Source organism: Segatella copri (assembly GCF_024330485.1).
In the GTDB taxonomy this organism is placed as follows: Bacteria; Bacteroidota; Bacteroidia; order Bacteroidales; family Bacteroidaceae; genus Prevotella; species Prevotella copri_L.
Map to the genome: position 1 here is coordinate 24,393 of NZ_JANDWX010000009.1, position 21,603 is coordinate 45,995.

Annotated in this window: 19 protein-coding genes; 15 read left to right on the forward strand and 4 right to left on the reverse strand. The window is 42.9% G+C overall.

Annotated features, from left to right (window positions below; translation table 11 throughout):
* Window positions 1–17 precede the first annotated feature (17 nt).
* The 3 genes from NNC77_RS06995 to NNC77_RS07005 are packed head-to-tail and all read left to right on the forward strand — an operon-like array spanning window position 18 to window position 3,963.
* On the forward strand, window positions 18–278 hold the full coding sequence (locus tag NNC77_RS06995) for a hypothetical protein (RefSeq protein ID WP_153118910.1): 261 nt from the start codon (window positions 18–20) through the stop codon (window positions 276–278).
* 39 nt (window positions 279–317) lie between these two features.
* Window positions 318–3,797 carry a BspA family leucine-rich repeat surface protein gene (locus NNC77_RS07000; RefSeq protein ID WP_254986865.1) on the forward strand — a complete coding sequence of 1,160 codons (3,480 nt, stop codon included), beginning with the start codon at window positions 318–320 and terminating at the stop codon, window positions 3,795–3,797.
* Window positions 3,798–3,819: 22 nt separating this feature from the next.
* Window positions 3,820–3,963, forward strand: coding sequence for a hypothetical protein (locus tag NNC77_RS07005; RefSeq protein WP_254970591.1), 144 nt, complete (start codon window positions 3,820–3,822; stop codon window positions 3,961–3,963).
* A gap of 97 nt (window positions 3,964–4,060) precedes the next feature.
* Here NNC77_RS07005 and NNC77_RS07010 read toward each other — a convergent pair whose 3' ends face one another.
* Together NNC77_RS07010 and NNC77_RS07015 are read right to left on the reverse strand one after the other, a co-directional pair.
* Entirely contained in the window at window positions 4,061–4,474 is a 414-nt protein-coding gene (locus NNC77_RS07010; RefSeq protein ID WP_118082166.1) for a type II toxin-antitoxin system VapC family toxin, read from the reverse strand.
* Window positions 4,471–4,731, reverse strand: a complete 261-nt coding sequence (locus tag NNC77_RS07015; RefSeq protein WP_147347541.1) for a hypothetical protein — start codon at window positions 4,729–4,731, stop codon at window positions 4,471–4,473. Before NNC77_RS07015 ends, NNC77_RS07010 begins: the two co-directional genes overlap by 4 nt.
* A 128-nt stretch (window positions 4,732–4,859) precedes the next feature.
* Here NNC77_RS07015 and NNC77_RS07020 point away from each other — a divergent pair, with 128 nt between their 5' ends.
* The 7 genes from NNC77_RS07020 (at window position 4,860) to NNC77_RS07050 (ending at window position 9,172) form a co-directional block, all read left to right on the forward strand.
* Window positions 4,860–4,991 carry a hypothetical protein gene (locus NNC77_RS07020; RefSeq protein ID WP_254970594.1) on the forward strand — a complete coding sequence of 44 codons (132 nt, stop codon included), beginning with the start codon at window positions 4,860–4,862 and terminating at the stop codon, window positions 4,989–4,991.
* Complete coding sequence (locus NNC77_RS07025; protein WP_254970596.1) at window positions 4,964–5,254, forward strand: helix-turn-helix domain-containing protein; 291 nt, start codon at window positions 4,964–4,966, stop codon at window positions 5,252–5,254. The genes NNC77_RS07020 and NNC77_RS07025 overlap by 28 nt, the downstream gene beginning before the upstream one ends.
* Window positions 5,255–5,371: 117 nt before the next feature.
* Window positions 5,372–5,632 carry a hypothetical protein gene (locus NNC77_RS07030; protein ID WP_022120788.1) on the forward strand — a complete coding sequence of 87 codons (261 nt, stop codon included), beginning with the start codon at window positions 5,372–5,374 and terminating at the stop codon, window positions 5,630–5,632.
* A gap of 39 nt (window positions 5,633–5,671) precedes the next feature.
* A complete protein-coding gene (locus NNC77_RS07035; protein ID WP_254970598.1) occupies window positions 5,672–7,942 on the forward strand; it encodes a BspA family leucine-rich repeat surface protein in 2,271 nt (756 codons plus the stop codon).
* Window positions 7,943–7,966: 24 nt separating this feature from the next.
* Entirely contained in the window at window positions 7,967–8,134 is a 168-nt protein-coding gene (locus tag NNC77_RS07040) for a hypothetical protein (RefSeq protein ID WP_254970600.1), read from the forward strand.
* Window positions 8,135–8,384: 250 nt separating this feature from the next.
* Entirely contained in the window at window positions 8,385–8,546 is a 162-nt protein-coding gene (locus NNC77_RS07045; protein ID WP_153112973.1) for a hypothetical protein, read from the forward strand.
* On the forward strand, window positions 8,543–9,172 hold the full coding sequence (locus NNC77_RS07050; protein WP_118190073.1) for a GNAT family N-acetyltransferase: 630 nt from the start codon (window positions 8,543–8,545) through the stop codon (window positions 9,170–9,172). The genes NNC77_RS07045 and NNC77_RS07050 overlap by 4 nt, the downstream gene beginning before the upstream one ends.
* Window positions 9,173–9,423: 251 nt before the next feature.
* Here the strand turns inward: NNC77_RS07050 and NNC77_RS07055 are convergent, their stop codons facing one another.
* A complete protein-coding gene (locus tag NNC77_RS07055; RefSeq protein WP_254970604.1) occupies window positions 9,424–10,578 on the reverse strand; it encodes an ATP-binding protein in 1,155 nt (384 codons plus the stop codon).
* A gap of 305 nt (window positions 10,579–10,883) precedes the next feature.
* Here NNC77_RS07055 and NNC77_RS07060 point away from each other — a divergent pair, with 305 nt between their 5' ends.
* A complete protein-coding gene (locus tag NNC77_RS07060) occupies window positions 10,884–11,294 on the forward strand; it encodes an AAA family ATPase (RefSeq protein ID WP_119238567.1) in 411 nt (136 codons plus the stop codon).
* Window positions 11,295–11,442: 148 nt separating this feature from the next.
* Here NNC77_RS07060 and NNC77_RS07065 read toward each other — a convergent pair whose 3' ends face one another.
* A complete protein-coding gene (locus NNC77_RS07065; protein ID WP_254970606.1) occupies window positions 11,443–12,729 on the reverse strand; it encodes a M18 family aminopeptidase in 1,287 nt (428 codons plus the stop codon).
* Between the two features lie 124 nt (window positions 12,730–12,853).
* Between NNC77_RS07065 and NNC77_RS07070 the strand changes: the two genes are divergently transcribed.
* From NNC77_RS07070 to NNC77_RS07085, 4 genes are all read left to right on the forward strand, one after another.
* Entirely contained in the window at window positions 12,854–13,303 is a 450-nt protein-coding gene (locus NNC77_RS07070) for a two-component regulator propeller domain-containing protein (RefSeq protein ID WP_254970607.1), read from the forward strand.
* Between the two features lie 2 nt (window positions 13,304–13,305).
* Window positions 13,306–16,986: an ATP-binding protein gene (locus tag NNC77_RS07075; RefSeq protein WP_254970609.1), complete on the forward strand. Its 3,681-nt coding sequence runs from the start codon at window positions 13,306–13,308 to the stop codon at window positions 16,984–16,986.
* Window positions 16,987–17,165: 179 nt separating this feature from the next.
* Window positions 17,166–18,386: a glycoside hydrolase family 5 protein gene (locus NNC77_RS07080; RefSeq protein ID WP_254970611.1), complete on the forward strand. Its 1,221-nt coding sequence runs from the start codon at window positions 17,166–17,168 to the stop codon at window positions 18,384–18,386.
* 28 nt (window positions 18,387–18,414) lie between these two features.
* Window positions 18,415–21,591 carry a SusC/RagA family TonB-linked outer membrane protein gene (locus NNC77_RS07085; RefSeq protein ID WP_254970613.1) on the forward strand — a complete coding sequence of 1,059 codons (3,177 nt, stop codon included), beginning with the start codon at window positions 18,415–18,417 and terminating at the stop codon, window positions 21,589–21,591.
* Window positions 21,592–21,603 lie beyond the last annotated feature (12 nt).

The window sequence follows — 21,603 nt, forward strand, 5'->3', positions numbered from 1 at the left end:
AACACTATCTTTGCACCATGAAAAGTATAATAGATTCATTTGCCAAAGAAGAACAGGCTATCCTGATAGTAGCTTTGTTTCTCCTCATTTATGTTGGCATCATGATTAATGTCATGGTGAGGGAATATAGGACCTATCTTGATGATTACCCGATGTATCATTTCAGTCTGGGTGATTTCATCAGGAGAGGGCGTTTCTATATCTGCCTCATTCTCGGCGTAGTGTTTATCACGTTCGTGTGTCTGGTAGTCAGTCTGATGGCAATCAGTATTCAGTAGTTTCTTGATAAAATATAATAACAAATATATTATTAAATTATGAAACATTTTTCAAATCAATCCAATGGGTCGCACGTCGACCGTATGAACTATGGGGGGGCAAAGTTCTGTAGATTTGCCCTGTTCCCATTGATGTTGCTCATGTTGTTGCTTCTGCCTGGACGTATGGTGGCGCAGACAGAATACGACAACACAGTAACGTTTACAGCCTTAGAGGGTAATCCTGAAGGCTACGATAAAGAGAGTTACGCTAATCTCTTTGATGGCAAAAAGGAAGACGGCAATTTCTCTAAGTGGTGCTGCGAGTTTAGCGGCAGCGCCTATGTCATCTTAGAAGCCAGCAAGGTAGGAATTCCTGTGGGCTACACCATCACTACGGGTAATGACAATGCAAATCCTAGATGTGGAGGTCGCAATCCGTTGTCATGGAAACTCTATGGCAACAACGAAGGCAAAGAAGGCGCTTGGACGCTTATCGATAAGGTAGAAAATGACAAGGTGCTCCAGGATAAGAACTATGCTTCGTACGACTTCAAGTGCGAATGTTCTACCTCTTATCAATACTTTAAATGGGAAATCTCGGCTATTCATAGTGGAAGCCTATTGCAGGTAGGCGAGTTTGAACTCAAACTCAAAACCTGTACTCACCTGAAAGCCGATGGCTCGTCTGCTCTTGGCGCAGCAATCAAAACCGTTGAACCTACTTGCACAGAGCATGGCTATACCACAAAAGAATGCTCTCTCTGTCATTTAATTGTGAAGGAATATTTGAATCTTAAGCCACACACTCTCACTCATCATGCACTGAAAGCTGCTACATGTACAGAGGCTGGTATCATAGAATACTGGCAATGCAACGTATGCAACAAACTCTTCAGCAATGAAGCCGCAACTACCGAGATTACTGATGCTGCCAACCTCGTGATTCCAGCAAATGGTCATACATTAGACAGTGAAGGCAATTGTACTGTCTGTGGCGCAAATCGCTATGCTTTGTTCAATAATTTGGATGGTATAACCGATGTTACCATTACTGACAATGGTAGTTATCCTTGGCAGATGTTGGACTCGAATGCTGAAGGTATGCAGGATCTTGGCTTCACTATTCCTAAGGGTAGCAATGGACTTATGTCAGGTAATTATCGTGTGGATAGTAGTTCTTCAGAGACTGTAATCAGGTTCAAAGTATCTAAAACTATATTATTGACATCTCAGGTTATCATTTCGGCAGAAGAAATAGGTGGTGATGAATTTGGTGATGCATTTTCTATTTATTTAGATGACAAATTAAATCTGAAGATGAGAGGAAAAAAGCAAACAGAATACAAAGTTTTATTATCTCCAGGCGAACATTCTTTGAAGTTAAAATATGAAAAAGGCTATAGTTCATATGGAAATGCTGATCGCGCATTCTTATACAATCTGAAAACACCAGTCACAATTGATGACTATGTCGCAGATTATGAATCGTCTAACAACACATTGACTTTCAAGAAAATCACTTCGAACAATATAGAAAGCCTTGATTTAAACCATGCAGTTATAGTGTATAACAATCGGACGGTGGGTGATATATGCTATTTTTTAGGAATAGATGACTCAGATATCAAGAGTGTCGTTTTCGATAAGAGTTTCAATACATACGCTCCAACATCATTGAAAAGTTTCTTTGAGTTTTTAACAGGGTTGGAAACAATTAAAGACTTGAAGTACTTGAATACGGAGAATGTAACGGATATGTCCCGCATGTTCTGGGCCTGCTACGCTCTCACTTCGCTCGACCTCTCTAATTTCAATACAACGAATGTGACGAATATGAGAGAAATGTTCTATAATTGTAAAAAACTCACTTCGCTCGACCTCTCTAATTTCACTACAACGAATGTGACGAATATGGGAGGAATGTTTTCTAGCTGCTCAGCTCTCACTTCGCTCGACCTCTCTAATTTCTATACAAAGGTGGTGTGGTGGATGGACAATATGTTCAATGGCTGCTCAGCTCTTACAACCATCTACGCCAGCGATAAGTTTGTTACGGACTATGTACATTATGGTGGTAATGTGTTCAAAGGTTGCACGAATCTCAAAGGCTATGACTTAAGCAAGACCAACTACACGTATGCCAACTGCGGCACGGAAGGTTATTTTACTCCTGTATTTGAGTATGCCGAGTTTGACGGAGGCACAGGTACGCTTACATTCAGACACGGCCTTTCCAAGCCCGAAGAAGCTTATGCGCTTAATCTGGGAGAATCCGAGCCGGGGTGGCTTACGCATAACAAAGAAATCAAGGAAGTGGTCTTCGATGCTTCGTTTGCTAACGCAAGACCAACGGGCTGTTATAAGTGGTTCTATAAATGCACTAATCTGGCCACAATAGAGGGCTTCGAGAATCTTAACACCGAGAATATGACGAAAATGAGTTACATGTTCTTTTTATGTCGAAATCTCTCTTCGCTCGACCTCACTAATTTCAATACAGGGAATGTGACAGAAATGTGGGGCATGTTTGAGGGGTGTGAAGGACTCACCTCGCTCGACCTCACTAGCTTCAACACTGCGAATGTGACGGATATGGACGCTATGTTCCGGGGGTGCTCTACTCTCACAACCATCTACGCCAGCGAAAAGTTTGTAACGGACCAGGTCCATGGTTATGATATGTTCTCTGGATGCACAAGCCTCAAAGGCTATAGCAATAGCATGAGAGACCATAACTACGCCAATTACAAGACTGGTTATTTCACCAAGCTGGTAGGCAAGAATGGCGATGAGAAGATAGGAGCAACGGGAGAAACTCTTACTGCGGAGAACCTCGCTCTTGACGACAACAAGGACTTCGTAGCTTACGAGCCGTTCGCAGCCAAGGCTGCATCTTACAACCGCACAATGAATGCTGGCACCGCATGGGGAACGCTCTGCTTGCCTTTCGCCATTGCCCAGAGCCAGGAAACAGGATGTAAGTTCTATAGTCTCACAGGTATTGACAATGATAATGATTGCATCACTCTTGAGAGTTATGAAGAAGGAGCAGAGATTCCTGCCGGCACTCCGGTGCTCTTCAAGATAAATGAGGGTGTGCCGGAGCTCGAAATTTCTGCACAAAATGCAGACCTCGTTATCAAGCCAGTAGCTGGAACAAACAAAGAAGTCAACCTCGTAGGTTCATTCACCAAGATTGGCGGCAAAGACAATCAGGGTCTTACAGACACCGACTACATCATCGGCAAGGATAAGTTCTGGCTTGTCTCTGAGTTGAAAAAAGATGGCAATAGCAAGGGCGTGGGTATCAAACCGATGCGTGCATACATCCATCCAACCACAGCATCTCAGGCAAGAGCAGCCATGCTGAGCATCGGAAAGGGTGATGGCACTACTGTCATTGACAACCTCAACGCTATCAGCAACGATGCCAATGCAGAATACTATGATGCGATTGGTCGTCGTACCAATGGTCTGCAGAAGGGTCTGAACATCGTGAAGCGTGGCAGCAAGACTTATAAAATCATGGTTAAGTAAAGAATTTTAAAATCAAAAGGATATGAAAAAGAAAGAATATACAAAGCCAGAGATACAGGTGGTAAACATCACCTCTTGCACCCTCCTTGCAGCATCTACTATGCAGCAAGGAAGAGGTGACAGTGGTAGACCAGAAATGGAAGACGACTGGTATTATGGTGATTAACAGTCATTATAACGCCTAACGGCATAATACAGGAAGCCCCCGGTGCTATACGCATCGGGGGCTTTTACCATTTTCTTCCTTCCTGAGCCTTCTTATTTTAAACTAATATCGATTCTAAAAAATCAGCAGGAGTCTGCACATTTTCTGCAAAATCCCTAAAGTCCTTTACATTTCTTGTTACTATCACATCTACTTGATGGAGCAAAGCAGATTCATATTGCACGCTATCCTCAAAATCTTTACGTTCAAATGATAGACACTTCTTTATAATCTCCTTATCCACATCCGTTATTTCACAAAGAGACGCAAGACCTAACATAGATTGATACAACTCTTCCCGAGAATAAGATTTGCGCAAGATAAAAAATGCATTGACAAATGTTATAGCAGAAACATAAAGTTGAATTTTTCTCTTATGGGCTAGGTCAAAAATAACGGCAGCGGGATAATAAAAATCACCTCGCTGATCATAGAAATCTATGACTATATTGGTATCTAAGAATACTTTCATTTGTATTTTTCTTCTAAAGATTCATATAATGAGTCATCTATCGCATCTGAAACTTGCTTACGATTCTTAAGCGTCATCTTAAGTATTTCGGGCGAAAGCTGATAGTTAGCCCACGCATTCTCTTGCTTCTTTACAGTTGTAACAGACTTAGCATTAGCTGACTCCAACAGACGTTCGGCCAACCAACGCTCATTACTTGCTGTCAAAGGAAGGGACTGCAAGAAACTCCACAATTTATAAATAGCTAATGTTGTCATATCATACATATTTATATTATTCCAAATGCAAAACTACAACTTTTATTTAAAACAGCCAAGAATTTTGCTGATTATTTTAATTGAATGCGAAATTTAATTGGCTAATTTCAATTAGAAAGGGGGTATCTTTGGAGAGCTCCGATAGGCAGAATGCAGAGTATACAGACAGTAAAGAAAACTTACAGCCAATTTCTCTGGAGCGTCAGGCAGCCATCAAGGAAAAGCTTGACAAGTGGTGCGAAGAAAAGACACCACAGTAAACATGTTCACCCTGTCACGCTCGCTGAACATCTCCAAGAACGAGTTGTCGCGCTACCTCTCATCCTGTCTCAATACCACCTTCCGCCCTTGGCTTGCCGAGGTGCGTTTTGAGGCTGCCAAGAAGATGATGTTGGAGAGCCCCGACTTCGGTAATGACATCATTTCTGCCGAATGTGGCTTCTCTTCCCGTACCCATCTCTACCGTATGTTCAAAGAGAAAGAAGGCTGTTCTCCTACGGCTTGGAGAGAGAAAAATTGTTAAAAAGTATGTATTAGGTGTCGCATTCCCCCACGAATGAGACACCTTTTTTGTAGGAATGCGACACCTATGTGGGGGAATGCGACACCTTGTTTCAAAGAAAAACACTATATTTGCACCATGAAAAGTATAATAGAATCATTAGCCAAAGAAGAACAGGCTATCCTGATAGTAGCTCTGTTTCTTCTCATTTATGTTGGCATCATGATTAATGTCATGGTGAGGGAATACAGGACCTATCTTGATGATTACCCGATGTATCATTTCAGCTTGGGTGATTTCATCAGGAGAGGGCGTTTCTATATCTGCCTCATTCTCGGCGTAGTGTTTATCACGTTCGTGTGTCTGGTAGTCAGTCTGATGGCAATCAGTATTCAGTAATTTCTTGATAAAAAATAATAACAAAAATAGTATTAATTTATGAAAAGATTTACCAATCAATCCAATGGGTCGCAAGCCGGCCGTATTTACAATGGGGGGGCGAAGTCCTGTAGATTTGCCCTGTTCCCATTGATGTTGTTGATGTTGTTGCTTCTGCCTACACGTATGGTAGCGCAGATAGATTACGACGAGTCTGTAACGTTTACAGCCTTAGCAGGTAACCCTGAGGGCAACACTAATGAGACTTACGCCAATCTCTTTGATGGCAAAAAGACAAAAGACAAATTCTGCAGCGATGCGAATGCCACTCAAGAGGTTTGTTATGCCAGCCTTTCAGCTCAGCCTTATGTCGTGTTTGAAGAAAGCACAGGAACGCTTACATTCAGATACGACACTTACAAGCCCGAAGGAGCTTATGACTTAAATGTGGGGAAAAATAAGCCTGAATGGTCCTCTCTATTTGATAAAATCAAGAAGGTAGTCTTCGATGCTTCGTTTGCCAATGCAAGACCAAAGAGCTGTTATTCGTGGTTCGAATCATGCTTTAAGCTGAGCGCAATAGAAGGCATTGAGTATCTTAACACCGAGAATGTGACGGATATGAGCAGCATGTTCCAGTCCTGCCTTTGCGGCTACCCGCTCGACCTCACTAGCTTCAACACAGCGAATGTGACGGATATGAGCTCCATGTTCAAGTACTGCGCTATCACCTCACTCGACCTCACTAGCTTCAACACAGCGAATGTGACGGATATGAGCTCCATGTTCGAGCACTGCCGCCTTCTCAAAAGCATCTTCGTCTGCGATAAGTTTGTTACTGACCAGATTACTAATGGTGATAATATGTTCAAAGATTGCGAAAACCTCAGAGGCTACAACGATAGCAAAATCGACCACAACTATGCCAACTGCAGCCAGCCTGGTTACTTTGATCCTGGATTTGAGTATGCTATGTTTGACAATGCCACAGAGACTCTTACATTCAGCTACAAGGGGTTCAAACCCGTAACTTATTATTATGTCTTATTTGAGGGTAGAGCTATGCCTGAATGGTATTCTAAAAAAGATAAAATCAAGAAGGTGGTCTTCGATGCTTCGTTTGCCAATGCAAGACCAAAGAGCTGTTATTGGTGGTTCCGAGAATGCCTTAATTTGACCCGTATAGAAGGCATGGAAAATCTTAACACTGAGATGGTGACGACTATGGCATGTATGTTCTCTCACTGCGAAGCTCTCACTTCGCTTGATGTCACCAACTTCAACACTGCGAATGTAACGGATATGTCTTTAATGTTCTCTTCTTGTACAAAACTCTCTTCGCTCAATCTCTATAATTTCAATACAGAGAATGTTACAAATATGCTCGCTATGTTCTCTTCTTGCAAAAATCTCGCAACCATCTACACCAGCGAAAAGTTTGTAACAACCAAGGTTGATAATTTGAATCATTTTATGTTCGATGATGACGAACAGCTCAAGGGAGCCAATGCTTACGATGAAATGAAAACGAGCGTTCATTGCGCCAACTACAAGACTGGCTACTTCACCAAGCTGGTAGGCAAGAATGGCGATGAGAAGATAGGAGCAACGGGAGAAACTCTTGCTACGGATAATCTCGTACTTGACGACGATAAGGATTTCGTGGCTTACGAGCCATTCGCAGCCAAGGCTGCATCTTATAGCCGCAAGATGAAGGAAGGCACTACCTGGGCAACGCTCTGCTTGCCATTCGAGGTATCTCTCGCCGACAAGAACTTCCGTGCCTTCAAACTTCTTTCGGCTGATGAGGGTACTGAGACCGTAGAACTCGAAGAGATTGAGGGAAGCATCGCAGCTGGTACTCCTGTTATCATCAAGATAAAGGATGGAGCAACAAAGCTCAACTTCACTGAAGCCAACAAGGCGATAGCAAAAGATGTTCAGACTGCTGAAACTGCTGACGCCAACTACAAGCTCCAGGGTATCTACACCAAAAAGGAGTTCAGCAAGGATACTGATAACAACTGCTACATCGTGAAGGGCGCCAAGCTGATGAACCCAGCCAAGCTGTTGGGTGAAACAACAACAGAGTCTGTGGGCAGCACGCCTTTCCGTGCTTACATGGTAGATAACTCATCTGCTCCTGCAGCTGGTGCCAGAATGTTCAGCATCAGCGTCGGCGGCAGCACCACAGCCATCGAGCAGTTGGAGACTACAGCAGATAGCAAGGCTGAATACTACGACCTCCAGGGCCGTCGCCTCCAGAATTTGCAGAAGGGTGTGAACATCGTAAAGCGTGGCGGCAAGACCATGAAGGTTATCATCAAGTAATAAAAAATAGTAATAAAAATAGATATGAAAAAGAAAAGATATATCAAGCCAGTGGTTAGCGTCATGGAAATGGAAACCACAGCCATCCTCGCCGGCTCTGTTATCCAGAAGGCGTCAGAAGCGGATTACAGCGACGAAAAAGTGAAGGATTTCTGGGATAATCCAACTGATAAGAGAATTTGGGCAGACTAGCCCCTGATTCTCTATCGTAGTCCCCTACAGGCAGCACATCTGCTGCCTGGGGCAAAATAAAAAGCCCCCGGAGCTATTACGCTTCGGGGGCTTTTTCATAACCGTATAGAATAAAAATCTGCGTGACCGATTCTTTATCACGCATGACTATAACAATTTAAAAATAAAAAAAACAAAAAAGTTGCCTAAAAACTTGGAAGTTAAAGATATAAATCTTATCTTTGCAAAAATATCCCAAAAAAGAAAAGTTATGGCAACAGCAATAAGAATCATTCCAACTCTTCAAGGTGAAGAAGCTGAAAAATTTTTAGAAAATGCAGAATGGACAGAAGCCCATCCTGGAAGTATTAAAGTTGACAAGAAAAAAGTTGAACTCACAAGAAAATTCTTGCGCGAAATGAACTTGCTATGACATATGAAGAATTATTAGAGATGTGCGTCCTTACTGTCGTAACACCTCAAAAGCTTGCTTCATGTGAGCCTTTTTGTTGTGACAATCAAGACTTAGACGAATTCTTTGCCAATGATTCCGTTATTTATTCCAAGCGTTTACTTGGAAAAACATATTTATTGTGCCTTCGTGACAATCCTAATATTGTTGTGGCTGCATTTACCCTATCCAATGATAGCATTAGGATTACCAATAAACTAAATGATGAATCAAAAAAATCATTTCTTGACTTTACAGATCTTCAAGGGAAAAGACTTCGCAGGTTCCCAGCTGTTCTGATAGGCAGACTTGCTACCAACAAAAAGTTTGCAGGCAAAGGAATCGGAACTGCTGTTATGGACTTGATAAAAAACTGGTTCAGATATAATAACAAAACCGGATGCCGTTTCATTATTGTTGATGCCTATAATAGTGATTCTACCATTCACTATTATCAAAAGAACGGTTTTAAATATCTTGTTGAAGATGAACGTTTCGAAGCTAAATACATGGAAATAGGTGTTGGCAGATTGCCACTAAATACACGCCTTATGTATTTCGATCTCCTAGGTATGGAAGACATTGATGATACCGTCTATATATCATAAAGTTCTCAGACTTCAATAGGAAATTTCGCCGAATCGCCTGTTGAAAACGAAGAAAACAGAAAAAGCCCCCGGAGCTATTACGCTTCGGGGGCTTTTTCCGCTTTCTTCCTTATACTTCCTTCCAATCTATCAATCCTTTTCCCTTATCATCCAGTTCTATGGCAAGGGCAATTACTTTTCGCTTATCAGCCTTGAAAGGTTCGGCATACAACTTGGCTTTTATCTGCTCCGTGGCAGCATCTACACCGCCGTTATTGCTCTGCTTCTGAAGTAAGCACTGGCAATATCGTCTCGTAAAGTGATTTTTTTACCTCAGAATTCGGAAATCCTAGCAAATAGATTCCATCCATATATCCCTTTATCGTAAGATACCCCAACTGATAAAGGACAAGTTCTGCTCCACCATCAGTCACATCAGAAGTCTCCAGTGTATCGCTAATTATCGGACAATACTCGAAATCTTTCAACCTCTTTTTAATATCATCTTCAAACTTAGAGAGTAGTGGCGATGTCCCGGATGAAAACCAATAGTTCTCCAAATCAGAATCTGCCAATGCATTGATAAGACAGAAAGGATTGAATACATCAACCTTGTTTCTACTACTGAAGTGATAGCCACCATAATAAGAAGACAGATGCATTGCAGCTTCATCGAATGTCCATCCTTTACATGCTGCCAATTTGTTGATTTCCGGTTTGAAATAACAGATAGCTTCTTCTTTTGTGATACCACATAGAGCAGCATATTCTGAATCAAAACCAATGAAACTCAAATTGTTGAGACCTGAGGTTAGGGAGAATTGCGAAAATTTGGTGCAGCCTGTGATAAAAATAAAGTTTTCGAATTTGTCCATAGATTTGAGAATGACAAATACGTCTCTGTATATTGCCGTACATTTTTCGTATAACGGAGTCTTCCAGGAATGCTGCAATGGAGAGTCATATTCATCGATGAGAATGGCCACCTGCAAACCTGTTTTGTTGTATGCAGTCTTTATAATTTCTATCAGACGAGTAGCTAACGGAGAATTACCTCTTGTTTCTATCTCATACAAAGATTCATATTCCTGAAAGGTATAGTCTAGATAACCTTTCAGACTTTCCGGCTCTGCGCCCGCACGACTCATATCCAGTCTTATGACAGGTCGCTTCACCCATTCCGTCTCCATCTGCATGATCTTCAACCCCTCAAAGAGTTCCTTCTTACCCATGAAGTAGGCTTCGAGCGTATCGACCAGCACTGATTTACCAAAGCGGCGTGGACGGCTCAGGTAATTATACTTTTTCCCTCTGTTGGCAAGTTGCCAGATGATATCTGTCTTGTCAACATAAAGGTATCCACCCTTTCTGATTTCCTCGAAAGACTGGATGCCTACCGGCAATTTTCTATCGTTAGTCTCTACCATAATTCCTAATCTTTGTTTTCCAATTGCAAATTTACGATTATTTTTCCAAACCGCCATGCTTTTCCTCTTTTTTTTAATGAGCTAGAAAGAATCTTACGGATGGTCTTATGCTCCTCTTGAAATAAATGATGTAATAAAGTTGGTTAAAAATGTAGTAAATGCTTGTTTGCTTGTCGCTTTTTTAGTATCATTTGCGATGAAAAATAAAACTCAAGTGTGGAAAATGTGGAGAATTTCACAAAAGAAGTATCGGAAATGTGTAAACTTACACATTTTCCGCACTTTAACGATGGAGGTGCTAAAAAATGTTTAATAGAATAATTATTCAAGAATTAAAACAATGGAGAGCTAAAAAAGACCGTAAGCCATTGATTATGCTGGGCGCTCGACAAGTAGGAAAGACTTCTGTACTTCAGAAGTTCGGAGAAGAATATTTTGAGCATTGCGCATATTTTAGTCTCAATGAAGAAGAGGGAGTCTGCGATATCTTTCGCAAGACCAAGAATCCGCTGCAAATCATCGAGCAATTGTCATATCTTACTTCAGAACCTATTTTGCCTCAGAAGACTTTGCTTATTCTTGATGAGATACAAGACTGTCCGGAAGCCATTAGCGCAATGAAATATTTCTGCGAAAAGACGCCGGAATATGTTGTGGCTTGTGCTGGTTCTCTTTTGGGGTTGGCTTTTGGTCATCAAGGCTTTTCTTTTTTTTAAATAATTTTTAATGAGAAAAAAGATATATGGGTGAAGAGGGGTGAAGAGTGGGTGAATAGATAAAGAAAACTCTTCACCTCCCGAAACCCCGATAAACAGAGGGGTTAAGGGTGAGAAGGTGAAGAGTGAAGAGATAAATCGGGATTGCTTACAACTGATAGAACTTGGTGAAAGCCTTCACGCAATATTCATGGTCGATAACGCTACCGGTTTCGCGGCAACTGTGCATAGCGAGGATGGCATTGCCCATATCCACACCCTTCAATGGGATGGAAGAGGCGAGGATATTGCCCAATGTGCTGCCACCTGCTACATCGCTGTGGTTTACGAAACGCTGGCATGGTACACCGGCTGCATCGCAGATGTTGGCGAAGATGGCTGCTGATACAGCATCGCTCGCATACTTCTGGGCTGCATTGAACTTGATGACCGGACCACCGCCCAATTTAGGATGATTCGTAGGGTCGAATTTTTCGCTATAGTTAGGATGCCAGGCATGCGCATTATCGGCTGAAATCATGAAGGCACGCTCTACTGCCTGATAATAAGCCTCTTCTGTATGGCTCTGTGCCAGGGCGATGCGCTGGAGCATATATGAAAGGAATGGACTTCCGGCTCCCTGTTTGGTCTGAGACCCCGTTTCTTCATTATCGAAGATGGCGAGAACCTGGGTGGTATCATTGGCATCAGATGCAATCATCGCCTCTACACCAGCCCAGCACATAGACAGGTCATCGAGTCTGCCTGAAGAGATAAACTCATCGTGTACACCGAAGGTGCAGGCTGGAGTGGCATCAGCCAGATAGAGATCGAAGTCGAGAACATCTTCTTTCTTGATATTCAGTTCGCCGGTTATCACATTCATCAGGAGGTTACCCTTCTCCAGTTCATCATTGATGATGCCGAGGATAGGGAGTACATCCTTCTGTTTGCTCAACTTCACACCATCATTCACCTGACGGTTGAAGTGAATAGCAAGATTGCTGATCTGCAGCAATGGGCGCTTCACATGAAGAAGGAGCGTCTGGGGATTCATCGTATTCTCGCCCTTCACGATAACTCTACCTGCCAGGGTGAGCGGACGGTCGAACCAGGTTGACATGATAGGACCACCATACACCTCGGTGTTCAGTTTTACGATACCGCCCTCGCAAAGCATCTCAGCATTTGGCTTGATGCGGAAGGTAGGCGAATCGCAGTGGGCGCAGATCATGTGGAAACCGGCATCTGCCAAAGGCTTCTTTCCGATTTGGAAGGCGTAGATGGAAGAGTCGTTCTTGGTAACGAAGAACTTTTCGCCCGCTTCAATCTTGCCCAAAGGCTCCTGTGGGTTCATACGGCGGAACCCGTTCTTCTCCAATTCCTCGGAGATATTCTTTACTGCCAGGAAATTCACTGGCGATGCGTCTAGAAAGGATAATAATCTTTTGATCATAGTCTATATCTTTATATTAATATCTTGCAAAGATAATAGATTTTTTTCATTTTATCTCATTATTCTATTTGTTTTTCATTTTTTTGTATTATCTTTGTCCCCAAATAAGATCAATGAAAGAATTATGAAACGATATAAATCCTGTACTCTAATTATATTGCTGCTGTTGGCATCGGCTCTTCAGGCATATGCGCATATTTCCAGAAATATGTTCATGCTTTCCAATCTCAATACTGACATTGGTCTTTCCAGCCCTCGAGTTTATTCTATTGTCGAGGCTGAGGATGGTGCCATGTGGATAAGTACTAAGCGTGGAGTTGACCGATATAATGGGCAACAAGTAACCAATTATACTTTATACACAGAGATGCCGTATAGTGATGCTAGTGGTAGATGTATTAAACTGACTAAGGATACGCAACATCTGATTTACGCCTACGACAACAAGGGAAAGGTGTATATATATGATAAGAGGAAAGATGCATTTGTCTTGAAATGTAATCTTCAGCATATTTTAGGTGGAAGTATCGTGTTGAACGAACTGTTGGTAGACAAAAGGGCAATTTCTGGTTAGCTATGGATAGAGGCATTTATTGCTTATCAGCAGCTACTGATGGAAAGGAGATAGTTCGGGAGACAGCTAAGGGGAGGTTTGTATTGAAAAATACCTATATTAATCATATCCAATTTATAGGTCAGAAACTCTTGATAGGAACATTTAAAGATGTTTATTGCTATTCGATGTCTGCCCGGAAGTTAGAAAAGAAGATTAGTGGCAGTTCTGTAGTATCCTCTTATCATGATATTGCGGGACATCGTATCTGGCTGGGTACTTTTCACGAAGGAGTTAAAGTAGTGGATGATCGTACTTGGAAGCTGATAAAATCTGCTGATTTCCAATCTTTGCAAAACATTCCTAAAATTCCAGTACGTTCAATCATTTTATATGATAAACAGACTCTTCTGATGGCTGTAGATGGAGCAGGAATATATGCTTATGACAGTTCGAATAAACAAACCAAGCTCTTGCTTGATACAGACGGGCGTCCGGGTAACATACTGAATGGTAATGGATTATATACCTTGTGCTGCGATCGTTTTGGCGATTTATGGACAGGCTCTTACTCGGGAGGAGTAGATTTGGCAATACCGATGAAACATACATTGGAATATATCACACATGAATATCTCAACAGTCAATCACTGATAGATAATTGTGTGAACGATGTTTTCCAAAGCCGTGATGGGAAAATATGGTATGCCACAGATAAAGGAGTAAGTGTTTATGATGCGCAGACTCGTCTTTGGCATCATGGATTATATAATAAAGTGGCGCTTACGATTTGTCAGACTGTAGACGGCAGAATTCTGGTTGGTACCTATGGTAATGGCGTATATCAGGTTCATGCTGATGGCACTAGTATGCCTGCTTATTCTGTGGAAACAGGAATGTTGAAGAGTGATTACGTATTCAGTCTTTTTACTGATAGCGATGGTAATATTTGGGTGGGATGTTTGGATGGAGATATGGCTTGTTTCCCTTCAGATAAATATAATTTGAATGGAACGGGAAAGTCGGTATTCTATCTGCCTGTCAACGAAGTGCAATGCATCACGGAATCACTGGATAAGCGTTTTATAGCTGTAGGAACTTCGCATGGAGGCTATTTGATTGATAAGCGTGAACCTTTGCATCCTCGTCGTTTCTTTTATCCTGAACAGTATCCCGGTAAAGACATTAATTTGTTTGTCAACAGTATGTCTTTTCAGGATTCCCGTCATATCTGGATTGGAACGGATGGAGGAGGACTCTATGATTATGATTTCCTGACAAAGAAGTTTAAGCGTTATACGAATCAGGACGCTTTGCCTTCTAATACTGTTTATGGACTTATAAAAGGTATTAATGGCAATTTGTGGATCAGTACGGATAAAGGATTGGCGTTCATGAAACAGGGGAAGATAGTAAACCTCAACATCTTTAAGGGAATGGAACGTGAGTATAACCGGATGTCTGTTGCGTGTACTTCAGATGGCAGGGTGCTTTTTGGCAGCAACGATGGAGTTGTCGCTTTGACTCCTATGTTTGCCAAAGGTTTGAATTATGCCGCTCCACTTCGTATTCATAGTGTTGAGGTTGAAGGTGTCGAACGTTCCGATTACTGGAATGAATGTCTCTTTGAAATGTTGAAGGAAGGCAAATTGAAACTTAGCCATAATGAGAATACGCTGGTTGTTTCTTTCGAGAGTATCAATTATCAATACCAGTATGATATTCAATATCAATATTATTTGGAAGGATACGACCGTAATTGGAGTAAACCATCTTCTAATCAGTTGGCACGATTTGTAAATTTGCCTTCGGGCAGCTATGTGCTTCATGTAAAGGCTATCTGCAGAAGTAATGGTAGAGAATTGGGAGAAACAACTTTGGAAATTCATATAGCCCAGCCTTGGTGGAATACCTGGTGGGCATGGATTATCTATCTCTGTATTTTTGCTGCCATCTTATATTTTGTCTGGCAGTATTACAAAGAGCGCTTACAGCGAAAGTATTATGATGAGAAAATCAATTTCTTCGTTAATACAGCCCATAACATACGTACTCCTTTGAGTCTCGTGTTGGCTCCTCTTGATAATCTGGCTAATGATTCCAGTTTGAGTGAGAAAAGCCGTGGATTCTTGGATATGGCGCATCGCAACGGCAACAAACTATTGAAGATGGTTACAGAATTGCTTGACTTCCAAAAGGTAGAGCAGTCTGCCGAACAGGTTCGCCTGCAAGATATAGAATTGCCGATGCTTTTACGTGTGCAGTTGGAAAAGTTTGTATTGGCAGCTCAGGAGAAGCATATTCAACTGTGTATTGAAACGTGTCCGCAGCAACAGATTCATTCTGATGTCAAAATGATGGATCTGATTTTGGAAAATCTTCTCTCGAATGCTATCAAATATACACCTCAAGGTGGAAAGGTTACGTTGTCGGCTTCTGTTGAAGGTAAGATGGCTATGATTCATGTATGTGATACAGGTATAGGTATTCCAAAGGCCGAAATTAAGAGTATCTTCAAGACCTTCTTCAGGGCTTCTAATGCGATAAATTCTCAGGAAATGGGAAGTGGATTAGGACTGATGCTTACACGGAAGCTTGTAGAGAAATTAGGAGGAAAGCTTAGTTTCGTAAGTGAGGAAGGAAAGGGTACTACTTTCTGTGTGAAGATGCCATTAGGTCATGTAACAGATTCTTCAGTTCGGCTTGTAGAAGAAAAGAAAAATATTGCAACTGAATCTTCTTTAGCTGAAGATAAGCATGATGAAACTTGCCAGACTGTGTCTTCTGCGGTTCTGCAGGATGCTGATGTTTCAACGGATACACTTCTTTTTGTCGATGACAATGAAGATCTTCGCAAATATATCAGAATGACTTTTGGTGATTCTTATCAGGTAGTTGATGTGGAGAGTGCAGAGGCTGCCTTGAAATATTTGAAAGAGGGCGGGGTATGTGATATCGTTGTTTCTGATGTCATGATGCCGGGAATGCACGGAGATGAGTTCTGTCGCAGCATCAAGGAAAATAAGGAAACATCATGGCTGCCTGTTATCCTGCTGACTGCTAAGGCTGGTCGTGACTTTATGATAGAGGGACTTGGACTTGGTGCTGATGACTATATAGCCAAGCCATTCGATACTGCTATTCTTGCGAGTAAGGTTGCCAGTATTTTGAAGAATCGTCGCCGGTTGAGTCTGTATTATATGGACAGAAGCCTTGCTCTTGTTAGAGGAGAGGTTGCTTCTGAGTCTGCTTCTTCCGAGCAGATTGTGGGTTCTGATTCTTCCGATGAACAATTGAAACCTACTGGAGCTTCTGAAGAGAAAAAGGATGATACTATCTTGAATAAGCAAGGCCAGACATTCGAAAATGTGGCAGAAGCTGTTCTGGATCCGCAAGACCAGGCTTTTGTAGATAAAGCTACCCGTTTGGTGTTGGCTCATCTGAGCGACACAGACTTTAATATCGACCGACTCTGTAGAGAGATGGCGATGAGCAGAACGCTTTTCTATGGTAGGCTGAAGACTCTTACGGGTCAAAGTCCGCAGGATTTTATGCGTTTGATACGTCTGGAGCAGGCTGCAATCTTCCTGAAACAGGGGGATAGTGTGCTGGATGTATCTGTGAAAGCCGGTTTTGTAAATGTGAAGTACTTTAGTACTGTATTTAAAAAGCACTTTGGAGTTTCTCCAAGTAAGTATCTGTAAATTAGAGTTTTAAATTCAAAGAAAAGGTTTCTGCTTAGACGATATGTCTGAATTGAAACCTTTTTTTGTTTGTTATCTAACCCTCTGAAAGTTCCTTTTCTTTATCTTTGCAACCAGATTCTGTTAAGTAAGTCAAACAGTTATTTAAAAAACGAAACAATAACAATATAAACATAAAAATGAAAAGGAACTTTTTGAAAATTAGCCTCTTTTTAATAGGCGTCTTCACATGTTTCTCATGCGAAGCAAGTACGTTGCCCTCATCCAGCAGTTCTGATGGTGTAGGCGAATCCATACCTACTGCCCAGCAATGGAATAAAGATGTTGTGGGGTGGAATCTTGGCAATGAATTCGAGTGCTCAGCTCCTGGACAGGATGGTGAGTCGATGCAGATTGGCAACCCTGATGGTTCTATCCATGCAGAGACAGCCTGGGGCAATCCCGTTGTTACCAAGAAGATGATACAAGCCGTGAAGAAGGCTGGTTTCAATGCCATCCGTATTCCAATCCGTTGGCAGTGCCACATTACCAACGCTCAGGCGATGAGCATCGACAAGGCTTGGATTGCTCGCATCAAGGAGGTGGTGGGCTGGTGCCTGGATAATGACCTCAAGGTTATCATCAATGTGCATCATGAAAAATGGCTCGAAAGTCGTCCTACCTATCAATATAAGGAAGAAAACTGCCAGAAGCTTGCGCTTCTTTGGATGAATATCGCCTCTGAGTTTGCCAATTATGATTATCGTCTTGCTTTCGCAGGAACTAACGAAGTGCATATCAAAGATAACTGGGGCAAACCTACTGCCGAGAACCTCGAAGTGCAGAATGCTTACAATCAGATATTCGTGGATGTGGTTCGTGCCACAGGCGGCAACAATGTCAAGCGCCACCTCATCTTACAGACTTACGTTTGTAACCCATGGTTTGGCATCGAGAATGGAGATTTCATCATTCCGAAGGATGCCGAAGGCAATGGCAACAACTATATGAGTGTGGAATTTCACTACTATCAGCCATGGAGCTACGCCGGCGATTGCACCTACGATTACTGGGGTGATGCCTATAAGGATGCTGGCAAGATACCTGCAGAAAATGAGAAGACGATGACGGATTTCTTCGACAAGGCGGTGAATACCTGGAGCAACAAAGGACTGGGTATCGTAATAGGAGAGTGGGGAGTAACCGATCACTATAAGTCAAACTCAGAGAAAGTGCATGAAAACATGACCTACTACTGTAAGTTCTTGACTACGGAGGCTCGCAAACGAGGCTTCTCTACTTTCGTTTGGGACAACAACCACTTCGGCAACGGCTCTGAGAAGTATGGCATCTTCGACCGTTTCAAGAGTATGAAGGTGAATGCTCCTTGGATTCTCGAAGGAATCTTTGGGAAAGAATAATGTTAAACTAAAAACAAAAATATCAATTATGAGAAAGAAAACTATGTTTCTCGGCCTGCTCGGTGCAGGTTTGATGTGGATGCCTGCTTCTGCCATTCTCGCTGCCCAGATGAACAATGCTGCGATGAGCGTTCAGCAGAACCAAGGCATCAAGGGTACAGTGGTGGATGCCACTGGCGAAACCTTGATTGGCGCTAGCGTGAAGGTGGCTGGTACAACCAACGGTGCCGTTACCGATATAGATGGTAACTTTACGTTGAACTGCAAGCCTGGAGTAACGCTCGAAGTGAGCTACATCGGTTACAAGACGATGACCGTGAAAGCTGCTAATGGCATGAAAATCACGATGCAAGAGGATGGTAAGGCCTTGAATGAGGTCGTTGTTACCGCCCTTGGTATCAAGCGCGACCGCAAGGCTTTGGGCTATGGCTTGGAGGAGGTTAAAGGTGAGGAACTCACCAAGGCGAAGGAAACCAACGTCATCAACTCTCTTTCAGGTAAGGTGGCTGGTCTCGTTGTGCAGAACACCGCTGGCGGTGCTTCTGGTTCTACCCGCGTGCTTCTTCGTGGTAATACAGAAATGGCAGGCAATAACCAGCCTCTCTACGTGGTGGATGGTGTGCCTTTGGATAATACCAACTTTGGCAGTGCTGGTGAAGCTGGTGGTTATGACCTCGGTGATGGTATCTCTGCCATCAATCCTGACGACATCGAGACGATGACCGTATTGAAAGGTCCTGCTGCCTCTGCCCTCTATGGTAGCCGTGCTTCCCACGGTGTTATCTTGATTACTACCAAGAAGGCGGAGAAGGATAAGGTGGCTGTAGAATATAATGGCTCTTTCACCATCGATACCCAGTTGGCTAAGTGGAACGACATCCAGGAAGTGTATGGTATGGGATATGGTGGCAAGTTGCCTACTTCTAGTACTTCTGGAACCAACTCCAGTTGGGGACCTAAGGCGGATGACTTTGTTTATAAGTATTTTGATGGTCAGGAGCATGCTTTCATGATGTATCCTAATAATGCCTCTGATTTCTTCCGCACTGGTTTGACCGCTCAGAACTCAGCCATCCTCTCTGTTAACTCTGGTAAGACTGGTATGCGTTTCTCTTTCACAGATATGCGCAACAAGGACATCCTGCCTAACACCAACATGAGTCGTGACAACTTCAACCTGCGTGTCAACACATCAGCTGGTCCTGTGGATTTCGATTTCACTGCCAACTATACCCGTGAGGATGTAAAGAACCGTCCTGCCTTGGGTGATTCTCAGAGCAATGTAGGTAAGAACCTCATGACTTTGGCTGGTACATACAACCAGGCATGGCTCAAGAACTATGAGGATGCCGATGGCAACTACCAGAACTGGAATGGTAACGATCAGTATAACAAGAACCCATATTGGGATCTCTATAAGAACAGCAATACATCTAAGAAGGATGTGTTCCGCTTGACAGGTAAAGCTATCTGGAACATCGACAAGCACTTGAAGTTGCAGGGTACCATCGGTACTGACATCACCAATATGAACTTCGAGGACTTCATCGCCAAGACCACTCCTGGTACACCTGCAGGAAAGCTTACCGACCAAATCTTCAATAACCGCACACTGAATGCGGAGCTCCTCGCCCTCTACAACAATTCATGGGGCGACTTCGATGTCAATGCCACAGCTGGTGGTAACATCTTCAAGGTGAACAACAAGACCATCACCAACACCGGTCTCAACCAGCAGATGAATGGCATCAAGAACATCATGAACTATCAGGAGCAGAACACTCGTGAGAGCATGTACAAGAAGCAGATTAGCTCTCTCTATGCCAGCGCAAGCATCGGCTACAAGCATACTTACTATCTGGAGGGAACCATCCGTGGCGATAAGTCATCTACGCTCCCTACCAGCAATAATACATACGTTTACCCATCTGTATCAGGTAGCTTGGTATTCTCTGAGTTCATCAAGAACAAGAAGATTATCAACTATGGTAAGGTACGTGCATCTTGGGCTAAGGTAGGTAGCGATACCGACCCTTATCAGCTTGCACTCAACTACTCCACAGGCAAGTACAGCTATGCTGGCTATACCATCGGTATGATTAGCAATGCTACCCAGCCAAACAAGGACTTGAAACCAACCATGACAGGCTCTTATGAGTTGGGTTTGGAGATGAAGTTCTTCAATGGTCGCTTGGGCTTGGATGCCACCTATTATAATCAGAACTCCAAGGACCAGATCTTGAGCCTTGCCTCTACCACTACTTCTGGCTACTCTTACCGCTTGGTAAATGCCGGTGAGATTCAGAATAAGGGTATCGAGATTGCCCTCAATGGTCGTCTGCTCCAGATCAAGGACTTCGGTTGGGACATGGGTGTCAACTTCTCCAAGAATACCAACAAGGTGAAGTCGCTTGTAGATGGCATGGACTATTTCGAGTTGGCTAAAGCTACCTGGTGCGGCGTATCTGTAGGTGCCGAGGTAGGAGAGAATTATGGTGCTATCCGTGGTAAGGACTTTAAGCGCACTGCTGATGGACAGGTGATTATCAATCCAACAAGCGGTTTGCCAGAGGTTGACCAAACAGTGAAGACCATCGGTAACTCTTCTTGGGATTGGACAGGTGGTTTCTATACCACATTCTCTTACAAGAACTTCCGACTCTCTGCATCCTTCGATGTGAAGGTGGGTGCCGACATCTATTCTATGTCTATGAACTCTGCTTATAAGACTGGTAAGGCAAAGCAGACCTTGGCTGGTCGTGATGAGTGGTATGCTTCTGAGGAAGCTCGTGAGGCTGCTGGTATGACAGATGAGCAGTGGCGTGCTGCTGGCAATGCCAAGGGCTTTGTGGCTCCAGGTGTCATCGACAATGGTGATGGAACTTATCGTCCAAACGATATCGCAGTCAACCCAGAGACTTATTGGAAGGCTATTGCCAACAATGTGCAGAGTGCCTTTGTATATGACAACTCTTACGTGAAGTGTCGTGAGATTACCTTCGGTTATACTTTCCCTGAGAGTTTGTTGGGCAAGTGGGTCAAGGGCTTGAATGTTTCCTTCGTGGCACGTAACCCATTCATTGTTTGGAAGAACATTCCTAACATCGACCCAGACTCAAGTTATAATACTTCTGGACTCGGTTTGGAGTATGGTTCTTTGCCATCTCGCAAGAGCTATGGTATCAACGTGAATGTGAAGTTCTAACTTTATTTTAAA

Excerpts from the sequence above, each read along its gene's own strand:
- NNC77_RS06995 (WP_153118910.1), top strand. The coding sequence starts at position 18 with ATGAAAAGTATAATAGATTCATTTGCCAAAGAAGAACAGGCTATCCTG.
- NNC77_RS07000 (WP_254986865.1), top strand. The coding sequence starts at position 318 with ATGAAACATTTTTCAAATCAATCCAATGGGTCGCACGTCGACCGTATG.
- NNC77_RS07005 (WP_254970591.1), top strand. The coding sequence starts at position 3,820 with ATGAAAAAGAAAGAATATACAAAGCCAGAGATACAGGTGGTAAACATC.
- NNC77_RS07010 (WP_118082166.1), bottom strand. The coding sequence starts at position 4,474 with ATGAAAGTATTCTTAGATACCAATATAGTCATAGATTTCTATGATCAG.
- NNC77_RS07015 (WP_147347541.1), bottom strand. The coding sequence starts at position 4,731 with ATGACAACATTAGCTATTTATAAATTGTGGAGTTTCTTGCAGTCCCTT.
- NNC77_RS07030 (WP_022120788.1), top strand. The coding sequence starts at position 5,372 with ATGAAAAGTATAATAGAATCATTAGCCAAAGAAGAACAGGCTATCCTG.
- NNC77_RS07035 (WP_254970598.1), top strand. The coding sequence starts at position 5,672 with ATGAAAAGATTTACCAATCAATCCAATGGGTCGCAAGCCGGCCGTATT.
- NNC77_RS07040 (WP_254970600.1), top strand. The coding sequence starts at position 7,967 with ATGAAAAAGAAAAGATATATCAAGCCAGTGGTTAGCGTCATGGAAATG.
- NNC77_RS07045 (WP_153112973.1), top strand. The coding sequence starts at position 8,385 with ATGGCAACAGCAATAAGAATCATTCCAACTCTTCAAGGTGAAGAAGCT.
- NNC77_RS07050 (WP_118190073.1), top strand. The coding sequence starts at position 8,543 with ATGACATATGAAGAATTATTAGAGATGTGCGTCCTTACTGTCGTAACA.
- NNC77_RS07055 (WP_254970604.1), bottom strand. The coding sequence starts at position 10,578 with ATGGTAGAGACTAACGATAGAAAATTGCCGGTAGGCATCCAGTCTTTC.
- NNC77_RS07060 (WP_119238567.1), top strand. The coding sequence starts at position 10,884 with ATGTTTAATAGAATAATTATTCAAGAATTAAAACAATGGAGAGCTAAA.
- NNC77_RS07065 (WP_254970606.1), bottom strand. The coding sequence starts at position 12,729 with ATGATCAAAAGATTATTATCCTTTCTAGACGCATCGCCAGTGAATTTC.
- NNC77_RS07070 (WP_254970607.1), top strand. The coding sequence starts at position 12,854 with ATGAAACGATATAAATCCTGTACTCTAATTATATTGCTGCTGTTGGCA.
- NNC77_RS07075 (WP_254970609.1), top strand. The coding sequence starts at position 13,306 with ATGGATAGAGGCATTTATTGCTTATCAGCAGCTACTGATGGAAAGGAG.
- NNC77_RS07080 (WP_254970611.1), top strand. The coding sequence starts at position 17,166 with ATGAAAAGGAACTTTTTGAAAATTAGCCTCTTTTTAATAGGCGTCTTC.
- NNC77_RS07085 (WP_254970613.1), top strand. The coding sequence starts at position 18,415 with ATGAGAAAGAAAACTATGTTTCTCGGCCTGCTCGGTGCAGGTTTGATG.